The organism is Marinobacterium ramblicola (genome assembly GCF_019084545.1).
Lineage (GTDB): Bacteria > Pseudomonadota > Gammaproteobacteria > Pseudomonadales > Balneatricaceae > Marinobacterium_D > Marinobacterium_D ramblicola.
In genome coordinates, this window is record NZ_JAHREP010000006.1 from 88,609 (window position 1) to 110,897 (window position 22,289).

Consider the following 22,289-nt stretch of genomic DNA (forward strand, 5'->3'; position numbering starts at 1 on the left):
CTGCTCAGCCGACCTGCGCCTGTAGTTGCATCGGTGCCTTCTCCGGTACCGGCTTGGCGCTGCGCAGACTCTTGCCGTTGCAGTCGAACAGGTGACAGCGGTCCAGATTGAAGCTCAGTTGCTGACGCTGGCCCGGCTGGATCTTGCTCAGGCCGCCCGCCTGCAGGATCAGCTCCTTCTCGGCGTAGCGGGCGTAGACGTAGGTGGTACCGCCCAGGTGCTCGACTACATCGACCTCGACGCCGATCGGCACCTCACCGCTCGCGTCCTCCTGCAGATGCTCGGGGCGAATACCCAGTTTCACCTTGGACATCGCTGGCGCGTCGGCGATATCGGCTTCCAGCTCCACCTCGCGGCCGCAGGGCAGGCGCAGCTGCAGAGCGTCGGCGCTCTGGCCGGTGACGTCACACTCGAAGAAGTTCATCCGCGGCGAACCGATGAAACCGGCGACGAACTCGTTGACCGGGTTCAGGTATAGCTCCAGCGGCGTGCCCACCTGTTCGATGTTGCCGGCGCGCAGCACGACGATCTTGTCCGCCATGGTCATCGCTTCGGTCTGGTCGTGGGTCACGTAGATCATGGTGTTCTTGAGCTGGGCGTGGAGCTTGGCGATCTCCACCCGCATCTGTACGCGCAGTTCGGCGTCCAGGTTGGAGAGCGGCTCGTCGAACAGGAACACCTTGGGGTTGCGCACGATGGTGCGGCCGATCGCCACGCGCTGGCGCTGGCCACCGGAGAGCGCCTTCGGCTTGCGATCCAGCAGAGCCTCGAGCTGCAGGATCTGTGCGGCCTCGTCGACGCGGCGCTTGATCTCCGCCTTCGGCGTTTTGGCCATCTTCAGGCCAAAGGCCATGTTTTCGCGCACGCTCATATGCGGATAGAGAGCATAGGACTGGAACACCATCGCCACGCCGCGACGGGAAGCCGCCACCGAGGTGACGCACTCGCCGTCGATATGCAGGTCGCCCTCGCTGATCTGCTCGAGGCCCGCGATCATGCGCAGCAGCGTGGACTTGCCGCAACCGGAGGGGCCGACGAAGACGACGAACTCGCCATCCTTGATATCCAGGTCGATACCGTGGATCGTCTCGATCTCACCGTAGCGCTTGAACACGTTGGTCAGTTTAAGATCTGCCATTTTTATTCTCCCGCCGGTCGCCTGTTTGTGCAGGACCGGCTGTATCGATTCACACTCGTAAATTCAGGTCAGCCCTTGATGCCGGCACCGGCCAGGCTACGCACGAACATCTTCTGGAACGCCAGGAACACCGCCAGCACCGGCAGGGTGACGAAGGAGGCATAGGCCATGATCTCGCCCCAGCCGGTCTGGCGGCCGAAGAAGATCTGGATGCCGGGCATCACCGGTCGGGCGTCTTCGCCCTGCACCGCCATGATCGGCCAGATGTACTGGTTCCACATCAGCAGGAAGTGCAGGATCGCCACGGTGGCGAACACCGGCCCGGACATCGGCACGATGATGTGGCGGTAGATCTGGAACGGTGTGGCGCCATCCAGCTCGGCAGCCTCGTCGAAGTCCTTCGGGATGTCGCGGAAGAACTGGTAGAACAGGAAGATGAAGAAGGAGTTGGCCACGAATGGCAGGATCTGCACCTCCAGCGTATTGAGCCAGGAGCTCTTCAGCACCAGCATCCCCTGCTCCCAGCCGATGGTGGGCAGCTTGGAGACGAGCAGCAGCAGCGGCACCACGATCGCCTCCAGCGGGATGATCATCAGCGCGATCACCGCCGACAGCACATACTTGCGTCCGCTCCACTCCAAGCGCGACAGGGTAAACGCCAGCAGGCTGTTGACGAACAGGCCCAGCACCACGGTGGCCGAGGTGATCAGCACCGAGTTGCGGAAGTAGAGCAGGACATCGCTCTTGGCGAACACCTGGCGGTAGTTCTCCAGCGACAGCTCGCCCACCGGCAGAATAGCGCGGATGCTGTAGAGGTCGGCGAAGATCTCCTGCTCCGGCTTCAGCGAGGAGACCAGCATGAACAGCAGCGGAAACAGGAACACGTAGCCGAAAGCGACCAGCAGCAGGTACCAGCCCAGTTTTGTCAGTCGAGTCATCGCTTAGCCCTCCCGCTTGTCGAAGAAACGTTTCTGCAGCAGCGCGATCACCAGGATCACCAGGAAGAAGATCACGCTGATGGCGGAGCCATAGCCGATATCCTGTTCGCGGAATCCCTTGGTAACGGCGTGGTACATCACGGTTGAGGTGGAGCCCTGGGGGCCGCCGCGGGTCATCACGTCGACCTGGGTAAACAGCCCGAACGCCTGGATGGTGGTGCTGATGATGACGAATACCGTGGTGTTCTTAAGGCCCGGCAGCGTAACGTGCCAGAACTTGCTCCAGGTACCGGCGCCATCCAGTTCAGCGGCCTCATAGAGATCGGCCGAGATTCCCTGCAAACCGGCGAGGAAGATCAGCATCTGCACACCGGCAGCCTGCCAGGCGGACATCAGCACGATGGAGGGCATCGCCCACTGTGGGTCGCCGAGCCAGTCGATTGGCCCGATCAGGCCGAACGTCATCGCCTGCAGGTAGTGGTTGAACAGTCCCAGATCGCGGTGGTAGAGGAAGCTCCAGACGATCGAAACCACGACGATGGAGGTCACCACCGGCGAGAAGAATATGGTGCGGAACAGGTAGATCCCCTTCAGTTGGCGGTTGATCAGCAACGCCAGCCCCAATGCCATGCCGCACTGCAGGGGCACCACCAGCAGCACGAACTGCAGGGTGTTCAGAAAGGATTGAATAAACAGCGGATCCTTCGCCAATACCACCAGACGCTTGTCGCCCAGGCTCCAACTGGTCAGCTCCTTGTACCCATCGTAGGCCGGATCCTGGCGCAGCAGGGTGCGCAGGCGCGGATAGGTCGGCTCGCCGTCGGCGTCTCTCTGCACGCTGCCGTCGACCGTCACCGGCTCCTGCACCAGCCAGTTCACGCTGAGCAGGCGGTCGTAGTTGCGCATGCCGACCCATTCGGTCTCGTTCGGCGACAGCAGACGCTGGTCGGTGAAGGACATCCCCACCGCCATCAGGAACGGCAGGATCAGGAACATAAACAGTCCCAGCAGCGCCGGCGTGCTCAACAGGAAAACGTAACGACGCCTGGGCGGTCGGTAGGGCTCGGCTGCACCCGCAGAGGGGATCGGCAGTGCAGTGCCCTTTAATGCTGAAGTATCCGCATTCATGGGGTAGGTCTCGCTATTGATCGTTTGGATCCGCCGCCCCTTTTTCGGGGCGACGGAGGCTTAACGACCGTTTTTATTAATTGAAGCCATAGCCTTTGTTGTCGGCGATGTTGCGCTCGATGGTATCGACCGCCTCATCCAGCGCATCCTGCACGTTGGCGCCATCCTTGATGTTGCGTGCCATGGTCTCGAAGGTGCTGGATATGATCGGATAGGCCGGAGTTGCCGGGCGCAACTTGGCGTAGGCTGCCGAGTAATCGTAGAAGAAGCGCCAGTCGCCGCCTTCACGGTAGTGCTTGGTCAGGCGTGCCGCATCCGATGACGACGGGATCATGCCGGTTACTTCCGACATCTCGGCGATCTCGGAGGGCTGCAGGATAAACTCGACAAACTTCGCCGCCCCTTCCGGATCGGCGCAGGACTGGGTCACGCCCCACTGCCAGGAACCGCCGCCGATCACCGGCCCGTTGCCGAAGTTCGGTACCGGCATCACCACCAGATCCTCGCCCCAACGCTGGGAGTGATTATCCATCTCCCAGCTACCGACATAATCGAGCGCCGAGCGGCCCTGGATGAACGCCTTGTCGTCGCTCGGGTTGCGATCTGCGTAGCCTTTTTCGAACAGATCCTGGAAGAACTCGCCCCAGGCCAGAGCAGCCTTACCGTTCAGTACGCCTTCGGCTGCGGTGTAGTTGCCGCGATTGATCTGGTCGCCGCCGAAGCTCTGCAGCCAGGGTGTGTAGCCGTAGGAGTACCACTCGCCGGTCCAACCGGTGCGCATCGACAGCGGATAGGGGTATTCGCCGCCCGCCTTCAGTTTGGCCAGGGCATCAAGCAGCTCCTCCTTGCTCCAGGGCTGCTCCATGGTGGCCTGACGGATACCGTACTTGTCGAGGATAGACTTGCGCGTAAACAGCGCCAGCGCTACATCGAACTGACCTACGGAGTAGACCTGGCCCTTGTAGGTACCCTTGGCGCTGTCGATCAGGCTGTCCAATGCTTCCTTGGAGACCAGCCCTTCGAGCGGGCGCAGGTAGCCGGACCAGGCAAAGTTCGGCACCACCGGCTGATCCATATCCAGGATACAGGGCAGTTCATCGGCCAGGGCAGCGGCGGTAACAGTCTCGGTGTACGAGCCTTCCGGGATCATCTCGGCCACGACACGCCACTTGTCCTGCGACTTGTTGAAGCGGTCGATCGCATCCTTACTGACCTGAATCTCGGCGATATTGCTGGTTTCATGACGCCAGAGCTTGATCTCGGCCGGTGCGGCACTGGCACCGACGGCAGACAATGACAACGTTGTCATCACAGCGTAAGGCAGAACGGAGAGATAGGTGTTTTTCATGCGTTTTCCTTTGTTTTTATTGTGCCCAATTGAATGGATGGCTGAACGGCTATTGTTGAACGGGTACAGCTTTTCAGACTTTCAGCCGATGCGACTCACGCACGATCGGTGAAAAGGGTATCAACCGGGTACTCCTGTCATCGGTCCGGTTGAACAGACAATGCAGCGCGGCGCGGCCCATCTCGAGATGCGGCAGCTCCATCGTGGTCAGGCCTGGGGTAAGGCCTGGCGCGATCAGGCGCTGGTTGTCGAAACTGGTAACGGCCAGGTCGCGACCGACCTGCAAGCCGAAGCGTGCAAGCAGGAAGTAGACCTGCATGGCAAATTCATCCTTGCCGCAGACCAACGCTGTGGGGCGCTTGTCCAGGGCCATCAGGGTGTCGACGGCGAAGGCGACGCTGGCAGCCTCGGCGGACTCGTCGAAGCGTGGCTCGCCCTGCACGATCAGCTCGCCGTCGAAGGCGATCCCCGCCTCGTCAAGCGCACGACGGTAACCCTCCAGACGCTTGCGCGACGCGACGATCTGCGGATTGAGCGTGATCATGCCGATGCGACTGTGCCCCTGCTCGATCAGCAGCCGGGTGGCGTCGTATCCGGCCTGAACCTCGTCGGGCACGAAGGTCGGCAGCTCGGCCTCGGTGGTGAAGCAGTTCACCAACACTGAGGGCACCTGCAGCATCTCCTGCGGCAGCTCAATCTCGCGGTGGTAGTAGCTGGCATAGACCAGCGCCTCGACCCGACGCTCCAGCAGCATGTCGATGGCACGCTGTTGGCGTTTACGATCGTGCTCGATGTTCACCACCATCAGCACCTTGTCGTGTTCGCTGGCCACCTCCTGCGCGCCGAGCAACAGCTCGCCGGCATAGGGCTGGGTGACCACCTCATCGGAGATAAAACCGATCACGCCGGACTTCTGATTGCGCATCATCCGCGCGGCACTGTTGGGGCGGTAGCCCAGGGCATCGATCGACGCCTGCACGCGCTCGCGGGTCTCCTCGCGCACACCGGGATCGTTATTGATCACCCGGGATACGGTCTTGAAGGAGGTGCCGGCATGTTCGGCTACATCTTTGATCGATACCATCACAGAAACGCCCGATGAATGACAACGTTGTCGAACAGTAATCCAACAGAGACAACGTTGTCAAATTCTATTCAACATAAGCATTAGCCAGGCTCACCTAAACCTTGGGAGCGCCCGCTCTGTTTCAATTGTTAACCAAATAATTTTCGCCCGACATTCTGTATTCATTTCCCGGCCATTTAATCGATCCTACCCAGCGGACCAACCGCTGCACACTCGATAAAAATTAAAACAACGGGAGTCCCCAATGAAAAAGAAAGCAATTGTCTCCGCCCTGGCTCTGGCCGGTGTTCTCTGCACCTCTTTTGCTTCCGCCGCCGATAAACCGATCGTCGGTCTGATCACCAAGACCAACACCAACCCCTTCTTCGTCAAGATGAAAGAGGGTGCGGTGATGAAGGCCGAGGCCAACGGCATCGAGCTGCGCACCTTCGCCGGTAAGTTCGACGGTGACAACGAATCCCAGGTACAGGCGGTGGAGAACCTGATCGCCGCCGGCGCCAAGGGCATCCTGATCACCCCGAACGACTCCGCCGCCATCGTCCCCGCGATCGACCGCGCCCGTAAAGCCGGTATGCTGGTGATCGCGCTGGATACCCCGCTCTCCCCCGCCGACGCTGCAGACGCCACCTTCGCCACCGATAACTTCAAGGCCGGTGAGCTGATCGGCCAGTGGGCGGCCGCGCAACTGGGCGACAAGGCGGCCAACGCCAAGATCGCCATGCTCGACCTCAATACCAGCCAGATCAGCGTCGACGTGGCACGCGATCAGGGCTTCCTCAAGGGCTTCGGTATCGACCTGGCCGACCCGAAGAAGATCGGTGACGAAAACGATCCGCGTATCGTCGGTAACGACGTGACCCAGGGCGCCGAAGAGGGCGGCCGCCGGGCCATGGAGAACCTGCTGCAGAAAGATCCCGGCATCAACGTCGTGTACACCATCAACGAACCGGCCGCTGCCGGTGCCTATGAGGCGCTGCGTGCCGTCGGTCGCGACAAGGATGTGCTGATCGTCTCCGTCGACGGCGGCTGCCCGGGGGTGGATAACGTCAAGGCCGGCGTGATCGGCGCCACCTCGATGCAGTTCCCGCTGCGTATGGCGGCCAAGGGTGTCGAAGCGGTGATGACCTACGCCAAGACCGGTGAAAAGCCGATGGCTTCGGAAGGTCTGGACTTCGTCAACACCGGTGTCGAGCTGATCACCGACAAGCCGGTCAGTGGTCTGGAGTCGAAGAGCGCCCAGGAAGGGATGGATATCTGCTGGGGTTGATACCCGGCCTCCACGCCCTCTCCCAGAGCGTTTGGAGTCCCGCGCCGGGCTAGCCAAGGCAGGGAGGGGTGTTGCCGACCGGGACCGTCGCCGACATGGATGTCGGCGCCGAGCTTACAAGGATGTATTCACAGCGTGTCCCGGGCGGTAATACCCCTCCCTGCCCACCACCCCGCCCCTTAACTCCAAATCGCTCGCAATCAACTCAACAGGAGACCTCTCATGGCAAGCTCCAACGCCAAACCTGCAACAGCCGAGCATGAGCTGGTCGCAGCCTCCGCCAGCGGCGATTTTGCCAAGTTCACAGCGGAAAAAGAGCCGCTGCTGACGCGCCTTCATCACTTTTTCCACCGCTACCCGACCGCGGCACCGGCCATCGTACTGATGATGGCGATACTGGTGTTCACCAGCATCGTCGGGGAGCGCTTCCTGCACCCGTTCAACATGTCGCTGATCGTGCAGCAGGTTACCATCATCGGCATTCTGGGTATCGCCCAGACCCTGATCATCCTCACCGCCGGTATCGACCTGTCGGTGGGTGCCATCATGGTGCTGACCTCCGTGATCATGGGCCGCTTCGGCGTCGAGTTCGGCCTGCCGCCCGTGCTGGCACTCGGACTCGGTCTGTTCGCCGGCGCCCTGGCCGGATACATCAACGGCCTGCTGGTCACCCTGTTCCGACTGCCGCCCTTTATCGTTACCTTGGGCACCTGGAACATCTTCTTCGCGCTCAACCTCTGGTACTCCGGTAGCCAGACCATCCGCTCCCAGGCGATCGACGCTGCCGCGCCGATCCTGCACTGGACCGGGCAGAGTATCGAGATGTTCGGCGCCCGCCTCACCTACGGCTCGCTGATGATGTTGGCCCTGTTCGTGATCGTCTGGTACGCGCTGAACTGGACCGCCTGGGGCCGCCATGTCTACGCCACCGGCGATGACCCGGCCGCCGCTCGCCTGGCCGGTATCCGTACCGACAAGATCCTGCGCTCGGTCTACATCGTAGCCGGCTTCTTCTGCGCGGTCGCCGCCTGGGCCCTGATCGGCCGCATCGGCTCCGTCAGCCCGCAGGCCGGGATGATGGCCAACCTGGATTCCATCACCGCCGTGGTGATCGGTGGCTGCTCCCTGTTCGGCGGACGCGGCTCCATCTTCGGCACCCTGATCGGCGCCCTGGTGGTGGGCGTATTCCGCAACGGTCTGGCACTGTCCGGCGTGGATGTGCTCTGGCAAGACTTTACCGTGGGGCTGCTGATCATCATCGCAGTCGGACTCGACCAGTGGATCCGCAAGGTCTAATCAGGAGGCTGTGATCATGACAACCGATACTCAGAAACTCGTGCTCAAGGCCAGTGGTCTGGTCAAGCGCTATGGCCATGTCACCGCCATCGACGGTGCCGACTTCGAACTGCGCGAAGGCGAGATCCTCGCCGTGATCGGCGACAACGGCGCCGGCAAGTCCTCGCTGATCAAGGCGCTCTCCGGCGCGCTGGTACCCGATGCGGGCGAGATACTGCTCGACGGCAAGCCGATCAACTTCAAAAGCCCGATGGATGCACGCAAGGCGGGGATCGAAACGGTGTACCAGAACCTGGCCGTCTCCCCTTCGCTCAACATCTCCGACAACCTGTACCTGGGTCGCGAGCTGCTGAAGCCCGGCATCCTCGGCAAGGTGTTCAAGATGCTCGATCGCAAGGCGATGGATGAGCAGGCCAAGGCCAAGCTGTCGGAACTGGGTTTGTTGACGATCCAGAACATCCACCAGGCGGTGGAAACCCTCTCCGGCGGCCAGCGCCAGGGGGTGGCCGTGGCCCGCTCGGCGGCCTTCGCCAAGCATGTGGTGATCATGGACGAGCCCACCGCCGCGCTCGGTGTGAAGGAGTCGCGCCGGGTACTCAACCTGATCAAGGACGTACGCGACCGCGGCCTGTCGGTGGTGCTGATCAGCCACAACATGCCGCACGTGTTCGAAGTGGCCGACCGCATCCATATCCACCGCCTCGGCCAGCGCGTCGCGGTGGTCAAGCCGGACACCCACAGCATGTCCGATGCGGTGGCGATCATGACCGGCGCGATGGACCCGAACGACCATCCGGCGGGGGCGTTTGCGGCCTGACTGCCTTATATTCCCTGCATCATCTAGCGATTTTGGCGGCCCCATTCGGGCCGCTTTTTTTATTGTATGATGAGGTCTTATCAGGCTGCTTGGAGTCTCGCACCCGACTTTTTGGGCAGGAAGAGGTGTTGGTGTCCGGGACCGTCGGAGGCATGGATGCCGACGCCGAGCGTACATGGAGGTATTCACAGCGTGTCCCGGATACCAACACCTCTTTCGGCCCGGGCACCGCGCTTGGCTATCAAGTGATTCCAATCAGTCTCTAAAAACAATAAACATAAGGATTTCCCGATGCCCACCGCATCCCCCTTCGCCGGCCATGAACCCCGCATCCTCGAGTTGCACAGCGATCTGATCCGGGCCGAATTCTGCAGCTATGGCGCCCGCCTCACGGCGCTCTATCTACGCAACCCCGACGGCAGCGAAACCAACATCGCGCTGGGCTTTCCGCAACTCGACGACTACCCCGCCCATGACAGCTATGTCGGCGCCATCTGCGGCCGCTTTGCCAACCGTATCGCTCAAGCCCGATTCGAACTGGACGGCACACCGATCGCGCTGAGCGCCAACGAAGGGCCCAACCAACTGCACGGCGGCGCAGAGGGGTTTGACCGCCGCCACTGGGACACCCTCGCGTTCGACTATCGCTCCGTCACCTTTGCACTCACCTCGCCGGACGGCGACCAGGGCTACCCCGGCACGATGAAGATCCAGGTGACCTACCGCATCATCGACGAAGACCGGCTGCAATGCCTGATCACCGCCACCTGCGACCGTCCTACGGTGGTCAATCTGACCAACCACGCCTACTGGAACCTGAGCGGCGACTTCAGCCGCAGCGCGGCCGATCATCTGCTGCAGATCGACGCAGACGAGTATCTACCGGTGGATGAACAGCTGATCCCGCTGCCGGGACGCAGCTCGGTGGAGGACACGGCGTTCGATTTCAGAGAGGAAAAGTCGATTAGTGAACGACTGGACGAAAGCGGCGGCTACGACCATAACTTCTGCCTCGACGGCGCGCGGGGCCAACTGCGCCCGGTGGCGCGGCTGACCGACCCGGAAAGCGGACGCAGCCTGAGCCTCTCCACTACCGAGGCGGGGCTGCAGTTCTACCTTGCCCGCCATTTCAGCCCGGCGCTGAGCAGTCGCGAGGGCCGACCACTGCATCCGGCCGCCGGGATCGCGCTGGAGCCGCAGACCTACCCGGACAGCCCCAACCGGCCGGATTTCCCGTCGGCGCGATTGGAGCCCGGCGAGGTGTACGAGCATCTGATCGAGTGGAAGTTCGCTCCGGGGCCGGAGCCAACCCTCTAAAGCGTTCCGCTTCCTGACATGGTAAGGGGCCGCTCCGTTTGGAGCAGCCCCGAAACCAATTACTTGCGGGTCTTGGCGTCCATCCATACCGCCAACAGCAGAATCCCGCCCTTGACGATCATCTGCCAGAAGGTCGGCACATCCAGCATACTCATGCCGTTGTCCAGACTGGCCATGATCAGCGCGCCCATGATGGCACCGAATACGCTGCCGATACCGCCGGCCAGACTGGTACCGCCGATCACACAGGCCGCGATGGCATCGAGTTCCGCCATATTGCCCGCCGACGGAGAGCCCGCCCCCAGCCGGGAGGTCAGGATCAGCGCCGCGATCGCCACGATCAGTCCGTTGAGCCCAAACACCAGCATCTTGTTCATCTCGACGTTGACGCCAGACATCCGGGCCGCTTCGAGATTGCCGCCGATCGCATAGATCCTGCGACCAAAGGCGGTACGCCGGGAGACCAGCGTCATCACCAGGATCAGTGCCGCCATGATCAGTACCGGCGTCGGCAAGCCGCGGTACTCCTCCAGCACCCAGAGCAACCCCAGCAACGCCAATACGGTGACGCCGGCCTTTCCGTAATCGAACGCCACCGGCGCCGGTTTCAGATCATGCAGGCGCTGGGAGCCGCGTTTTTTCATCACTGACAGCAGCAGCCCCGCGCCGACCAGGATCCCGAAGCTCCAGCCCCAGCCACCGGGCAGATAGCTCTGGCCGATGCTGCTCAGGGCACCGCTGGTGGGGGCCACCGTAGAGCCGTCGGTCAAACCGACCAAGGCGCCTCGGAACGCCAGCATCCCCGCCAGCGTGACGATGAAGGAGGGTACCTTCTGATACGCCACCCACCAGCCGTTGAACAACCCCAGCAGCAGGCCAGATGCAAGGGTGATGAGGATGGTCAGCGGCAGGGGTACGCCATACCAGACATCCATGATCGCGGCGATGCCGCCGAGCAGCCCCATCATCGACCCCACCGACAGATCGATCTCGGCGGAGATGATCACGAATACCATGCCGATCGCCAGAATGCCGACGATTGCGGTCTGCCGGATCAGGTTGGAGACGTTACGGGACGAAATAAAGGAGCCATCCGTGGCGAGGGTGAAGAACACGGCAATGATCAGCAACGCCGCGACCATCACCAGCATCTGCATCTGTGCGGTGGTCAGACGTTTCAGCATCGACACCACGGGCCCGGTACCCTGGCCTGGCGAGCGATCCCGAGACAAAGGTGCAACGGCACCCATAAGGGTTTTAATCATGGCTTCTTATCTCCTCGGCTATCGCGCAATCCATGATCATCTCCTGTGTCAGCCCCCGGTGGTCGAACTCGCCCTTGAGTCGCCCCTCGTGCATGACCAACACGCGGTCGCTGATCCCCAGCACCTCCGGCAGTTCCGAAGACACCATGATGATCGACATGCCCTGATTGACCAGTTCATACATCAACTTGTAGATCTCATACTTGGCGCCGACATCGATACCCCGGGTGGGCTCGTCCAGAATCAGCACCTCCGGCTCGGTCATCAGCAGTTTCGCCAGAATCACCTTCTGCTGATTGCCGCCGCTCAGGTTCTTGATCGCCAACTCCGTCGACGCGGTTTTCACCGTCAGCCGCCTGATGTAGTCCAGTACATCCACATACTCGGCCTGTTCGTTGACGCCGCTGACCCAACGGGAGTAGAAGTCCAGTTTCGACAGCGTCATATTGCGACCGACCGACATGATCGGCACGATACCGTGACGCTTGCGGTCTTCCGGCACCATGGCGATCCCCGCTCCCAGGGCTTCACGACTGTTGGTGATATTCAGCTTGCGGCCGTGCAGAGTGATATCGACGCGGGACTCCCCCTCATAGCAGCCAAACAGGCACTGCATCAGTTCGGTACGACCGGAACCGACCAACCCGGCTATACCGAGAATCTCCCCCTTGCGCAGGTTGAAGCTGATATCGTCCACCTGCGGGCGCGACGCGCCGGGCTTGCAGGCATAGGCGCGGTTGACCTCGAGGATCACATCGCCGATCGGGTGCGCTTCCCGCGGGAACAGCTGATCAAGCTCGCGCCCCACCATCATCTGAATAATGTCGTTCTGGGTCAGCGAGTCCGCGTCGCAGGTGCCGATCAGTTCACCGTCGCGGATCACCGTGACCCGGTCCGACAGCGCCAGCACTTCGTTGAGCTTGTGCGAGATATAGACGCAGCTGATCCCCTCCCGGCGCAGTTGGCGAACGATCTCCAGCAGCAGCTCGATCTCCCGTTCGGTCAACGAGGAGGTGGGTTCATCGAGAATCAACAGCCTGGCGTTCTTGTTCAGCGCCTTGGCGATCTCCACCAACTGCTGCTGACCGACGCCCAGCTCCTTCAGCGGAGTGTCCGGATTGATATCCAGTTGCACCCGCTTCAGCAGCTCCTGCGTCCGCTTGAACATCGCTTCGGTGTTCAATCTTCCCCAGTGCGTGATCTCGTTGCCGAGGAAGATGTTCTCCAACACCGTCATCTCCTTCACCAGCGCCAGCTCCTGGTGAATGATGGCGATACCGACCGCTTCGCTGTCGCGTATCCCCTTTGCCTCCAGATGGCGACCGTCGAAGATGATCTCGCCGCTGTAGCTGCCGTGGGGCCATACGCCGCTGACCACCTTCATCAAGGTCGATTTCCCGGAGCCGTTCTCGCCGCACAGCGAGACCACCTCGCCCGGCTTGACCGTCAGCGTCACCCCGTTCAGCGCCTTGACGCCGGAGAACTCCTTGACGATGTTGCGCAATTCGAGCAAAAACTCACTCATAGCTACCTCAAACTTCAAGCCAATCAAGGCGCGTCTCCGCCGTCTGCCCGGCAGCCAGGCTGCATCAAGAGTACGGCGGAGACTTTTCTTTCAGCTCAAGCCTTATTGATAGACAGAGTCGTGCGTGTGGTAGCCATCGGCGATAACGGTCTCGTCGATATTGCTCTTGTCGACCGCGATCGGGTCCAGCAGATAGGCGGGAACATCGGTAAAGCCGTTATTCAGAACCTGCTCGGTCTTGATCGGCTCGTCATTGGCCAGTTTGACCGCCAGTTCGGCACTGGCGCTCGCCAGCTTGGAGATAGGCTTGTAGACGGTCATGGTCTGCTCACCCTTGATGATACGGCGAGCTGCGGCCAGATCGGCGTCCTGACCCGAGATGGCCACCTTGCCGACCAGCCCCTGGGACCCGAGCGCCCGAACCGCGCCACCGGCAGTACCGTCGTTGGAGGCCACGACCGCATCGATATGGTTGTCGTTGGCGGTCAGACCGTTCTCCATGATCTTCATCGCCTCTTCCGGCATCCAGTCCTTGGCCCACTGGTCACCGACAATGACGATATCGCCACGGTCGATCGCCGGCTGCAGCACGTTCATCTGCCCTTGACGGAACATCTTGGCGTTGTTGTCGGTGGGCGAACCGCCGATCAGGAAGTAGTTGCCCTTGGGCACGCGCTTGATCAGTGCCTCGGACTGCATCTCGCCGACGCGCACGTTGTCGAATGAGACATAGAGGTCGATATCGGCGTTCTTGATCAGACGATCATAGGCCAGAATCTTGATCCCTTCGCGCTTGGCTTCCGCCAGCGCGTTGCCGAGCACCTCGCCGTTCTGGGGCACGATCACCAATACATCGACGCCACGGGAGATCATGTTCTCGATCTGGCCGATCTGCGTCTGTTCGCTGCCGTTGGCCGACTGCACATAGACCTCGGCACCCAGCTCCTTGGCTTTCTTCTCGAACAGATTCTGGTCACGTTGCCAGCGTTCGATTCTAAGGTCCGCCATCAACAGACCGATTTTTGGCGCCGCCTGAGCCAGAGAACTGGACAGGGCAGCAACGGAGGTCATCAGGGCCAGGCCCAGGGTCAACACTTTTTTCATCATAAAGCTCCTCGTTATTTTTCTAGGTAGAGCGGTCATCTCTGACTCATTACACAGTGGCCGTTTTGGCGCTTCAATTACGTTATTTAATCTCCCTTTTTCTTTTTTTATGTTCAGGATGAACTGCCACAACTCAAGAGCAGTGAATCCGCGCCAACTGCGCTCGGTACTCCGCATAGACACCCCGGTACTGCGCCACCGCACCGGGTTGGGGCAGTGCCAAAGAGCGCTCGTCCAGCTTGACGAAGCGCTCGCAGAGTTCCGCCAGCGAAGCGCTCGAGCCGCTCATCGCCTCCACACACCAGGCGGCCTGAATGGCGCCACCGAGCGCCGCGGACTCGCCAATGACGGGGCAGATCACCTCGGCATCCATGATGTCGGCGACGATCTGCCGCCAAAGCACGCTGTTGGCACCGCCCCCGATCAGACGGATCTGACGGCTTTCGATACCCGACTCCCGCAGCAGGTCCAGGCCATATTTCAATCCAAAGGTGGTGCCCTCTATCGCCGCCCGGCACAGATTGCCCGGTGTCAGATTGTGCATCTGCAACCCCAGGAAGCTGCCTTTCGCCAGAGGCAGGGCGGGCACCCGTTCACCGTTCAGGAACGGCAGCATGGTAATGCCGGCCGACCCGATCGGCGCTTCGGCGGCGGCGCTGTTGAACCGCGCCAGATCGTAGCCGAACAGCTGACGCACCTGGTTGATCACACCGGTAAGATTCATCGTGCAGACCAACGGTAGCCAGCCGTTGTTCGAAGAGCAGAACGGCGCCACCGACGGATTGGGGTTTAACGGCGCCTGGCTGGAATAGGCATACAGCGCGCCGGATGTACCCAGGCTCAGGGTCACGATACCGTCCTGGATGTTGCCGGTACCGATCGCCCCCATCATATTGTCCCCGCCACCACTTGAGACGATCACCTCCTTGGAGAGACCGAGCAGTTCGGCGATATCGGCCCGCACCCTGCCGACCGGCCGGTCGGATTCGATCAAGCGCGGCAACGCCTTGGCCAGACGCCCGCTCTCATCGATCAGATCCAGTACCTCGGGCGCCCACTGCCGCGTGCGGATATCGAAATAGCCGGTGCCGGATGCGTCCCCGTATTCGGTCACCCGCTCACCGGTGAGCCAGTAGTTGAGGTAGTCGTGCGGCAGCAATAGGGTTGCGATGCGCTGAAAATGCTCCGGTTCATGGCGCTTGACCCAAAGCAGCTTCGACAGGGTATAGCCCGTCGCAACAACCAGACCCAAACGCTCGATACACCCCTTCTCGCCGCCGAGCAGGGTTATCAACTCGGCATTCTCGGCGGCGGTCTCGGTATCGCACCAGAGCTTGGCCGGTCGGATAACCGCTCCCTGGTCGTCCAGCAACACCATCCCGTGTTGCTGTCCGGAGATGCCGATACCACGAATGGCGCGGCTATCACCGCCGAATTGACCGAGCGCGCTGCGATACGCCTTCAGGAATGCCTCGATCCACCAGGCCGGGTGTTGTTCGCGCCGCCCATTGGCGTCGCTGATCAACTCGTGGGGGGCATACCCCTCCCCGCAAATAACACCCGACCGGGAATCCAGTAGAACAACCTTGGTACCCTGCGTACCGCAGTCAACGCCCATATACATGGTCAGACTCTCCCTCCAATGCTGCCGGCCTTCGACTACACCGGGTTTTACCGTGCGTCATGAAAGCCCTTGCAGCCTATCGAGTAATAGCGCTTCAAGTTTCAGTTGGTCTGCTTCGAAACCCCGAATGCCTTCGGCCAGCTTTTCCGTTGCCATGGCATCCTCGTTCATCAACCAACGGAATTCGGATTCGCCAAGGGGTTCGGCCGGTATTAATGGCGGGGTCGGGCTGTTCACCTGTATCGGCGATAACACACCGTCGGTGGCCGACAACTGTTCCAATAGAGCCGGACTGATCGTCAGGCGATCACAACCGCATAGGGCCGTTATCTCGCCGATATTACGAAAGCTCGCCCCCATCACGATGGTCGGGTAATTGTGCTCTCTGAAATACTCATAAATTTTCCGGACCGATATCACGCCGGGCTCCCTGTCCGGCTCATACCGAACATCGGGTTCATTTTTCCGATGCCAGTCGAGAATCCGTCCGACGAACGGTGAGATCAGCCACACCCCGGCCTCCGCACATGCACGCGCCTGAGCAAAACTGAAGATCAGCGTCAGATTGCAGCCGATACCCTCACGCTCCAGCACCTCGGCGGCCTTGATCCCCTCCCAGGTTGCGGCGAGCTTTATCAGCACACGGCTCCGGTCCACACCGGCCTCTTCGTACAGCCGGATAAGCCCTCTTGCCTTGTCGACGCTTGCTTCGGTATCGAACGACAGACGCGCGTTGACTTCGGTGGATACCCGACCGGGTATCCGCTCGAGAATCTCCCGCCCCATCGCAACGATCAATCTATCGCAGAGTTCATCGAGGGTTTTATCGGCTCCCTTTTTCGCTTCCGATAATATTTGTTTGATTACCGCATCGTATTTACCGGAACTAACTGCCTGCAGTATCAATGACGGATTGGTTGTGGCATCTTCCGGTGAAAACCTTTTGATCGAATCAAGATCACCGGTATCGGCGACAACGACGCTGTAACGTTTTAACTCTTCCAACAAGGTAGGCATGACATATAATCGGGTAGAACTTCGACAAAATAACCGAAGTTCATCCCTTGTCCTTTAATAGATAATACGATTGACCAGGTTTTCCAGATACTCCTGCTGCCCTGAAACAGGCTGCGGCTTGAGATCGTTGTCCACCACATACCGTTGCAGGTCGGCCAGTGACAGCTCGCCCTGCAGGATCTTTTGCCCAAATCCGCTTTTCCAGCCCGCATAGCGGCGTTCCACCAGCTCCGACAACCGATCGTTCTCCACCATTGCAGCCGCACGCTTGAGCGACAGCGCCAGTACGTCCATGCCGCCGATATGGCCATGCAGCATGTCGTCGGGATCGGTGCTCATTCGGCGCAGGCGTGCGTCGAAGTTGAAGCCGCCGTTGACGAAGCCACCCGCTTTCAGTATTTCGTACATCACCAGGGTGTTTTCCTCGACGCTGTTCGGGAACTGATCGGTGTCCCAGCCCAGTTGCGCGTCGCCGCGGTTGGCATCGATGGAGCCGAAAATACCGAGTGAGATAGCGGTCGCGATCTCATGGTGAAAGGAGTGACCGGCCAGGGTGGCATGGTTGGCTTCGATATTGACCTTGATCTCGTTCTCCAGGCCAAACTGTTTCAGGAAGCCGTACACGGTTGCACTGTCATAGTCGTACTGGTGCTTGGTCGGCTCTTGCGGCTTGGGTTCGATCAGGATCGTGCCTTCGAAGCCGATCTTGTATTTGTGCTCGACCACCATCTGCATGAAACGGCCGAGCTGCTCGCGCTCCTGGCGCAGGTCGGTATTCAGCAGCGTCTCATACCCCTCGCGGCCACCCCAGAGCACATAGTTGGCACCGCCCAGACGCCGGGTCGCCCCCATCGCCGCACAGACCTGCGTTGCCGCGTAGGCGAAGATCTCCGGGTTCGGGTTGCTGGCTGCACCGGCCATATAGCGGCGATTGGAAAAGCAGTTGGCGGTGCCCCACAGGAGCTTGACGCCGCTCTCCTCCTGTTTCGCGGCCAACACCTCCTCCATCCGTGCAAAACGCTCGAGGTACTCCTTGACGGAACCGCCCTCCGGAAACAGGTCCACGTCGTGGAAGCAGTAGTAGGGGATGTTCAGTTTCCTGAAGAACTCAAATGCGACATCGGCCTTCAGCAGCGCCATCTCCATCTCGTCCCCCGGCTGCTGCCAGGGACGCTCGAACGTTCCCTGCCCGAACACATCCGACCCGTTCCAGACAAAATTGTGCCAATAGCATGCCGCCATGCGCAGGTGATCTTTCATGGTTTTACCCAGAATCACCTGATCGGGGTTATAGTGGCGGAATGAGAAAGGGTTATCGCTTTCAGGACCTTCATACTTGACTCGATCTATATCTCTAAAATAAGCAGCCATACTCGCCTCATTTATATTTATATTGCGATGACATGTTGGGTCGTCGGTCCGATACCGGGCCGGTTTCAACAGATTTCCATGCTTTGAATCATTATTGCGAGATATGAAAAAGCGCCGCAATTGCGGTTTTTTGGAAAGGTGTTATGAAATTTTCCCGCACTGCGCGGGCGGGTGGATTCATTCGGCCATCGACGACTGGTACACTGCTATCGAGCGCATGGATCGATCGGACAGCCGAATCGATCAGAACCGCATTGCACGGTTTCAAGAAGTGATATGAATAACAACACCTACAGAATAACGCTGTTATTCAATGCCAACAAAGTATACGACCGCCAGATCATCCAGGGGATCGGCGAATATATTCAGGCATCTCAGAGTGCATGGGATATATTTCTCGAAGAGGATTTCCTTTGTCGCATCGATCACATCAAGGAGTGGATGGGCGACGGCGTCATTGCCGACTTCGACGACCCGGAGATAGCGGAAGCGCTGAAGGATATCGGCGCCCCGGTGATAGGGATAGGCGGTTCATACATGGATGAAGCCGACTACCCCCATGTACCCTATGTCGCGACCGACAATCAGTCGCTGGTACGCGAAGCATACCAACATCTGAAACACAAGGGGCTCGAGCATTTCGCCTGCTATGGGCTGCCGCCCAGCCCTAAAAAAAGATGGGCGCAAGAGCGGGAGAAGGAGTTTTCCCGTCTGGTGGCGAAGGATGGCTATGAGTGCAGGATTTTCGAAGGCGGAGAAACCAGCCCCGAGACCTGGCAGGAGGATATGGACCGCCTCGCCGAATGGCTGAAGGCTCTGCCGAAACCGATCGGCATCATCTCGGTCACCGATTCGCGGGCTCGACACGTGCTACAAGTGTGCGAACATCTGGGTCTTCTGGTGCCGGACAGTGTCTCAGTGATCGGGATCGATAACGAGGAGTTGACCCGACATTTGACCCGGGTGCCGCTGAGTTCGGTCGGCCAGGGGTGTCGCGCGATGGGGTATCATGCGGCCAAGCTGCTCCATCAGGCGCTTCAGGGCGCCGAGCTACGCTCGGTACGCAAGCTGATCCCGCCGACCGGCGTTATCGAGCGTCAGTCCACCGACTTCAAGGCTTTGAAAGACCCTGTCGTGATCCAGGCGATGCACTTTATTCGCCTCAATGCCTGCAAGGGGATAAAGGTGGATCAGGTCAGCGATCACATCGGCGTATCACGCTCCAGTCTGGAACGACGGTTTCGGCAGGAGCGCAAGCAGACGGTTCACGACGAGATACATCTCACCAAGTTTGAACGGGCGACGACGCTTATCACCACCACCGAGTTACCGATCGCCGAAATTGCCGGCCTATGCGGATACCCGTCGGTTCACTACCTGTACAACGTGTTTCGCAAGCACTTGAATATGACGCCAAAGGATTATCGCATCAGCCAATTGAATATTGCCGAGTAACTTTAGAGGGCGAGGGGTCGAAAGGGGTATTGCTTTCCGGGACACGCGGTGAATACTTCCCTGTACGCTCGGCGCCGACATCCGTGTCGGCGACGGTCCCAAAAAGCACTACCCCTTCCGACCTTGGCAGGTTCGTTGCCATATTCCGGCCTGGCCCTTGGCAAGCATATCTAGAGAAACACCCTCGGCTCCGCCCGCCCGCTGACTTCGGTGCCGATGACGAAGGTACACCCAGCCTTCGGTTGGTCACTCAGTTCCTCGGCCGACATCCCCTCCCTGGCCGAGGTCGCGAACAGCCGGCTGAAGTCGGCACCGCCGAAGGCGGGGCAGCTGATCTGCTCGGTCGGGAAGGCGATCGCCGTCACGAATTGGCCATCGGGGTCATAACAGGCGATACGCGAGGCGCCCCACTGCGCGTTCCACAGCCGCCCCTCGCTGTCGACCACGGCACCATCCGGGTTTACCCCTTCACGTCTGCAGTCGATAAACAGCTCCGGCTCGCCCGCGGGCCAGCCGCTCTCCCCATCCAGTTCTACACGCCAGATCGCCCCCTTTGCCGTATCGGCAAAGTAACCGTATCTCCCCTCCGGTGAGAAGCAGATCGCATTGGGGATGGTCAGTGGCGCGATCAGTCGGCGCAGTTCGCCTCGATAGTAGCGATAGATCGCACCGGCGTTGGGCTCTGCTGCCTTGCCCATGGTGCCGATCCAGAAGCCGCCCCGGGGGTCGGCGCGACCGTCGTTTGAGCGGGTTACCGGATTGTCGGCCTCGAGCGGGCAGACCGGTTCGCGTGCGCCGGTGTCGATGTCGAAGCGGTAAAGGCCGCTCTCGCTTGCGATCAGCAAAGTGTCACGATCGATCCAACCGGCCGCCGACACATGCTCGTCGAAGTGCCACTGATCGGCCACCCCCTCGTCGTTGAGGGTCATCAGAGTGTTGCCGAGAATATCGAACCAGAACAGCTGCTGCCGTTCCGGGTGCCAAAGCGCCCCCTCGCCTAAGGTGCAGGGCCGCTCGTCGTAGGTTTTCACACCTGTCTCTTTCACCATGTTGTCAGCTCCCGGTCATAGGTGGCCACCATCCGCGCGGCATCCGCTGCCACCTCCGCCACCGATTTACCCGGCCGATAGAGCGCCGAGCCGATACCGAAGCCGTTGGCGCCGGCGGCCAACCACTGGCCGAAGTTGCCGTCATCCACGCCGCCGACCATCAGCACCTGCGCATCGGGCGGCAGCACGGCGCGGATCGCCTTCAATCCATCCAGCCCCATCATACAGGCAGGGAACACCTTCAGCGCCTTGGCCCCGGCGGCCAGGGCGGCGAAGCACTCGGTCGGCGACAGCACGCCGGGGTAGGCATCCAGTCCCAGTCGGACGCTCTCCCGCATCACCTCAGGGTTGAAGTTGGGCGCGACGATGAAGCCTCCGCCGGCATCGGCCACGGCGCGTACGTCGCCGCTACCGAGAACGGTACCCGCGCCGATCTCGGCATCCGCGCCGAAGCTGCGGGCCATGCCGGCGATACTGCGCAGCGGGTCCGGCGAGTTCAGCGGCACCTCGATGCGGGTGATGCCTGCCTCGATCAGCGCGGCGGTGACCGCTTCGGCCTCCTCGGGGCGGATCCCCCTGAGGATGGCGATCAGGTTGCGACTCATCGGGTTGTCTCCTGTGATTCGGCAGATATCAGGGTGAACACCTGTGTCAATCCGTCCAGGGTGGTGCGTTGCGTATTCAGGGCCTGCACCTCGATATCCTGCGCGCGCAACGCCTCCAGATAGAGCGCCGGCAGACCGATATTGCCGACCAGGGTGACTTTTCGGCCCTGCCACAAGCTGCGTGCTGCCGCCAGTTCGGCGCCGATCAGCAGGCCGGAGAGGCGGGCACGGGCCGTTGCCGGCGCCTGGCCGTGCAGCAGACCCTGCGCCCGCAGGCCGAACAGCTCGGCCCATACCTGTTCCGGGTGGCCGAGTGCCTGCCGTGTGGCTTCGACGAAAACGTTACTGTCCCAGCCATCGCCTGTATCGGTATCGGCATGCAGGCTGTGACGCAGTACCGAGGATTGCGACAGCAGCGCATAGAGTTCGCCGGTCATGAAGGTGCGAAACGCGATCACCCGCCCCTCCTGCAGCTCGGCCCATTTGCAGTGGGTGCCGGGCAGGCAGACCAGGCCCCGGTAACCGGGTTGTGCGGCCAACACGCCGGCCAGTTGGGTCTCCTCGCCACGCATCACGTCGGCCGGAGAGGCCTGGCTGAGCCCCGGCACGATCAATACTCGCAGCCTCGGATCGGTCACCGGCGCTTCGATCAGCCGCTCGACAGAAAGTGGCCTACAGGGCACTGCACTGTAAGGTGCGTCGATCCAGCCCTGACGTGCCCCAGCCATACCGCAGGCGATAACCGTTGTTCTTTTCTCGGTCGTCAGCCAGGGTTCCACCAACTCCAGTAATGCCGGTTCAAACTGCTCCGGAGCCAATCCTGCCGCGCCCTGGGCCGAATCGGCCCGTTGCAGCACGCTGCCGTCACGTGAACAGGCCCAGGCGCGAAGACGGGTGCTGCCCCAATCCACGGCGATCCAATCGAGATTCAAGACAGC

General features: G+C 60.7%; 19 protein-coding genes. 5 read left to right on the forward strand and 14 right to left on the reverse strand.

Translation table 11 applies throughout. The annotated features are described in order from the left end of the window. Window positions 1-4: 4 nt before the first annotated feature. The 5 genes from KQ940_RS06120 to KQ940_RS06140 form a co-directional block, all read right to left on the reverse strand. On the reverse strand, window positions 5-1,138 hold the full coding sequence (locus KQ940_RS06120) for an ABC transporter ATP-binding protein (protein ID WP_217412551.1): 1,134 nt from the start codon (window positions 1,136-1,138) through the stop codon (window positions 5-7). Between the two features lie 68 nt (window positions 1,139-1,206). Further along, complete coding sequence (locus KQ940_RS06125; protein ID WP_217412552.1) at window positions 1,207-2,076, reverse strand: carbohydrate ABC transporter permease; 870 nt, start codon at window positions 2,074-2,076, stop codon at window positions 1,207-1,209. A 3-nt stretch (window positions 2,077-2,079) separates the two neighbouring features. Next, window positions 2,080-3,204, reverse strand: a complete 1,125-nt coding sequence (locus KQ940_RS06130) for a carbohydrate ABC transporter permease (RefSeq protein ID WP_217412553.1) — start codon at window positions 3,202-3,204, stop codon at window positions 2,080-2,082. Window positions 3,205-3,280: 76 nt separating this feature from the next. Beyond that, the gene (locus KQ940_RS06135) at window positions 3,281-4,552 is read right to left on the reverse strand and encodes a sugar ABC transporter substrate-binding protein (RefSeq protein WP_217412554.1); all 1,272 of its coding nucleotides are present in this window, start codon (window positions 4,550-4,552) and stop codon (window positions 3,281-3,283) included. Window positions 4,553-4,625: 73 nt separating this feature from the next. Further along, entirely contained in the window at window positions 4,626-5,636 is a 1,011-nt protein-coding gene (locus tag KQ940_RS06140) for a LacI family DNA-binding transcriptional regulator (protein WP_217412555.1), read from the reverse strand. Window positions 5,637-5,883: 247 nt separating this feature from the next. Here KQ940_RS06140 and KQ940_RS06145 point away from each other — a divergent pair, with 247 nt between their 5' ends. From KQ940_RS06145 to KQ940_RS06160, 4 genes are all read left to right on the forward strand, one after another. Then, window positions 5,884-6,906, forward strand: a complete 1,023-nt coding sequence (locus KQ940_RS06145; protein WP_217412556.1) for a sugar ABC transporter substrate-binding protein — start codon at window positions 5,884-5,886, stop codon at window positions 6,904-6,906. 222 nt (window positions 6,907-7,128) lie between these two features. Beyond that, window positions 7,129-8,202, forward strand: a complete 1,074-nt coding sequence (locus KQ940_RS06150; RefSeq protein ID WP_217412557.1) for an ABC transporter permease — start codon at window positions 7,129-7,131, stop codon at window positions 8,200-8,202. A gap of 16 nt (window positions 8,203-8,218) precedes the next feature. Beyond that, the gene (locus KQ940_RS06155) at window positions 8,219-9,019 is read left to right on the forward strand and encodes an ATP-binding cassette domain-containing protein (RefSeq protein WP_217412558.1); all 801 of its coding nucleotides are present in this window, start codon (window positions 8,219-8,221) and stop codon (window positions 9,017-9,019) included. A gap of 291 nt (window positions 9,020-9,310) precedes the next feature. Beyond that, window positions 9,311-10,336: an aldose epimerase family protein gene (locus KQ940_RS06160; protein ID WP_217412559.1), complete on the forward strand. Its 1,026-nt coding sequence runs from the start codon at window positions 9,311-9,313 to the stop codon at window positions 10,334-10,336. Between the two features lie 59 nt (window positions 10,337-10,395). On the opposite strand, the gene KQ940_RS06165 is transcribed toward KQ940_RS06160, so the two are convergent. From KQ940_RS06165 to xylA, 6 genes are all read right to left on the reverse strand, one after another. After that, window positions 10,396-11,601: a sugar ABC transporter permease gene (locus tag KQ940_RS06165; protein ID WP_281419211.1), complete on the reverse strand. Its 1,206-nt coding sequence runs from the start codon at window positions 11,599-11,601 to the stop codon at window positions 10,396-10,398. Then, entirely contained in the window at window positions 11,594-13,126 is a 1,533-nt protein-coding gene (locus tag KQ940_RS06170) for a xylose ABC transporter ATP-binding protein (RefSeq protein WP_217412560.1), read from the reverse strand. The genes KQ940_RS06165 and KQ940_RS06170 overlap by 8 nt, the downstream gene beginning before the upstream one ends. Window positions 13,127-13,228: 102 nt before the next feature. Beyond that, window positions 13,229-14,230, reverse strand: a complete 1,002-nt coding sequence (gene xylF / locus KQ940_RS06175; RefSeq protein ID WP_217412561.1) for a D-xylose ABC transporter substrate-binding protein — start codon at window positions 14,228-14,230, stop codon at window positions 13,229-13,231. A gap of 133 nt (window positions 14,231-14,363) precedes the next feature. After that, window positions 14,364-15,854 (reverse strand): xylulokinase, encoded by a 1,491-nt coding sequence (gene xylB, locus KQ940_RS06180; RefSeq protein ID WP_217412562.1) that lies wholly within the window; start codon window positions 15,852-15,854, stop codon window positions 14,364-14,366. A gap of 57 nt (window positions 15,855-15,911) precedes the next feature. After that, window positions 15,912-16,871 carry a transaldolase gene (gene tal / locus KQ940_RS06185; protein ID WP_217412563.1) on the reverse strand — a complete coding sequence of 320 codons (960 nt, stop codon included), beginning with the start codon at window positions 16,869-16,871 and terminating at the stop codon, window positions 15,912-15,914. A 54-nt stretch (window positions 16,872-16,925) separates the two neighbouring features. Then, the gene (xylA, locus tag KQ940_RS06190; RefSeq protein WP_217412564.1) at window positions 16,926-18,242 is read right to left on the reverse strand and encodes a xylose isomerase; all 1,317 of its coding nucleotides are present in this window, start codon (window positions 18,240-18,242) and stop codon (window positions 16,926-16,928) included. A gap of 276 nt (window positions 18,243-18,518) precedes the next feature. On the opposite strand from xylA, the gene KQ940_RS06195 reads away from it, so the two are divergent. Further along, the gene (locus tag KQ940_RS06195) at window positions 18,519-19,697 is read left to right on the forward strand and encodes a XylR family transcriptional regulator (RefSeq protein ID WP_217412565.1); all 1,179 of its coding nucleotides are present in this window, start codon (window positions 18,519-18,521) and stop codon (window positions 19,695-19,697) included. A 170-nt stretch (window positions 19,698-19,867) separates the two neighbouring features. On the opposite strand, the gene KQ940_RS06200 is transcribed toward KQ940_RS06195, so the two are convergent. The 3 genes from KQ940_RS06200 to KQ940_RS06210 are packed head-to-tail and all read right to left on the reverse strand — an operon-like array spanning window position 19,868 to window position 22,283. Then, window positions 19,868-20,746 (reverse strand): SMP-30/gluconolactonase/LRE family protein, encoded by an 879-nt coding sequence (locus KQ940_RS06200; protein WP_217412566.1) that lies wholly within the window; start codon window positions 20,744-20,746, stop codon window positions 19,868-19,870. Further along, the gene (locus tag KQ940_RS06205) at window positions 20,740-21,351 is read right to left on the reverse strand and encodes a 2-dehydro-3-deoxy-6-phosphogalactonate aldolase (protein ID WP_217412567.1); all 612 of its coding nucleotides are present in this window, start codon (window positions 21,349-21,351) and stop codon (window positions 20,740-20,742) included. The genes KQ940_RS06200 and KQ940_RS06205 overlap by 7 nt, the downstream gene beginning before the upstream one ends. Beyond that, on the reverse strand, window positions 21,348-22,283 hold the full coding sequence (locus tag KQ940_RS06210; protein ID WP_217412568.1) for a 2-dehydro-3-deoxygalactonokinase: 936 nt from the start codon (window positions 22,281-22,283) through the stop codon (window positions 21,348-21,350). The genes KQ940_RS06205 and KQ940_RS06210 overlap by 4 nt, the downstream gene beginning before the upstream one ends. Window positions 22,284-22,289 lie beyond the last annotated feature (6 nt).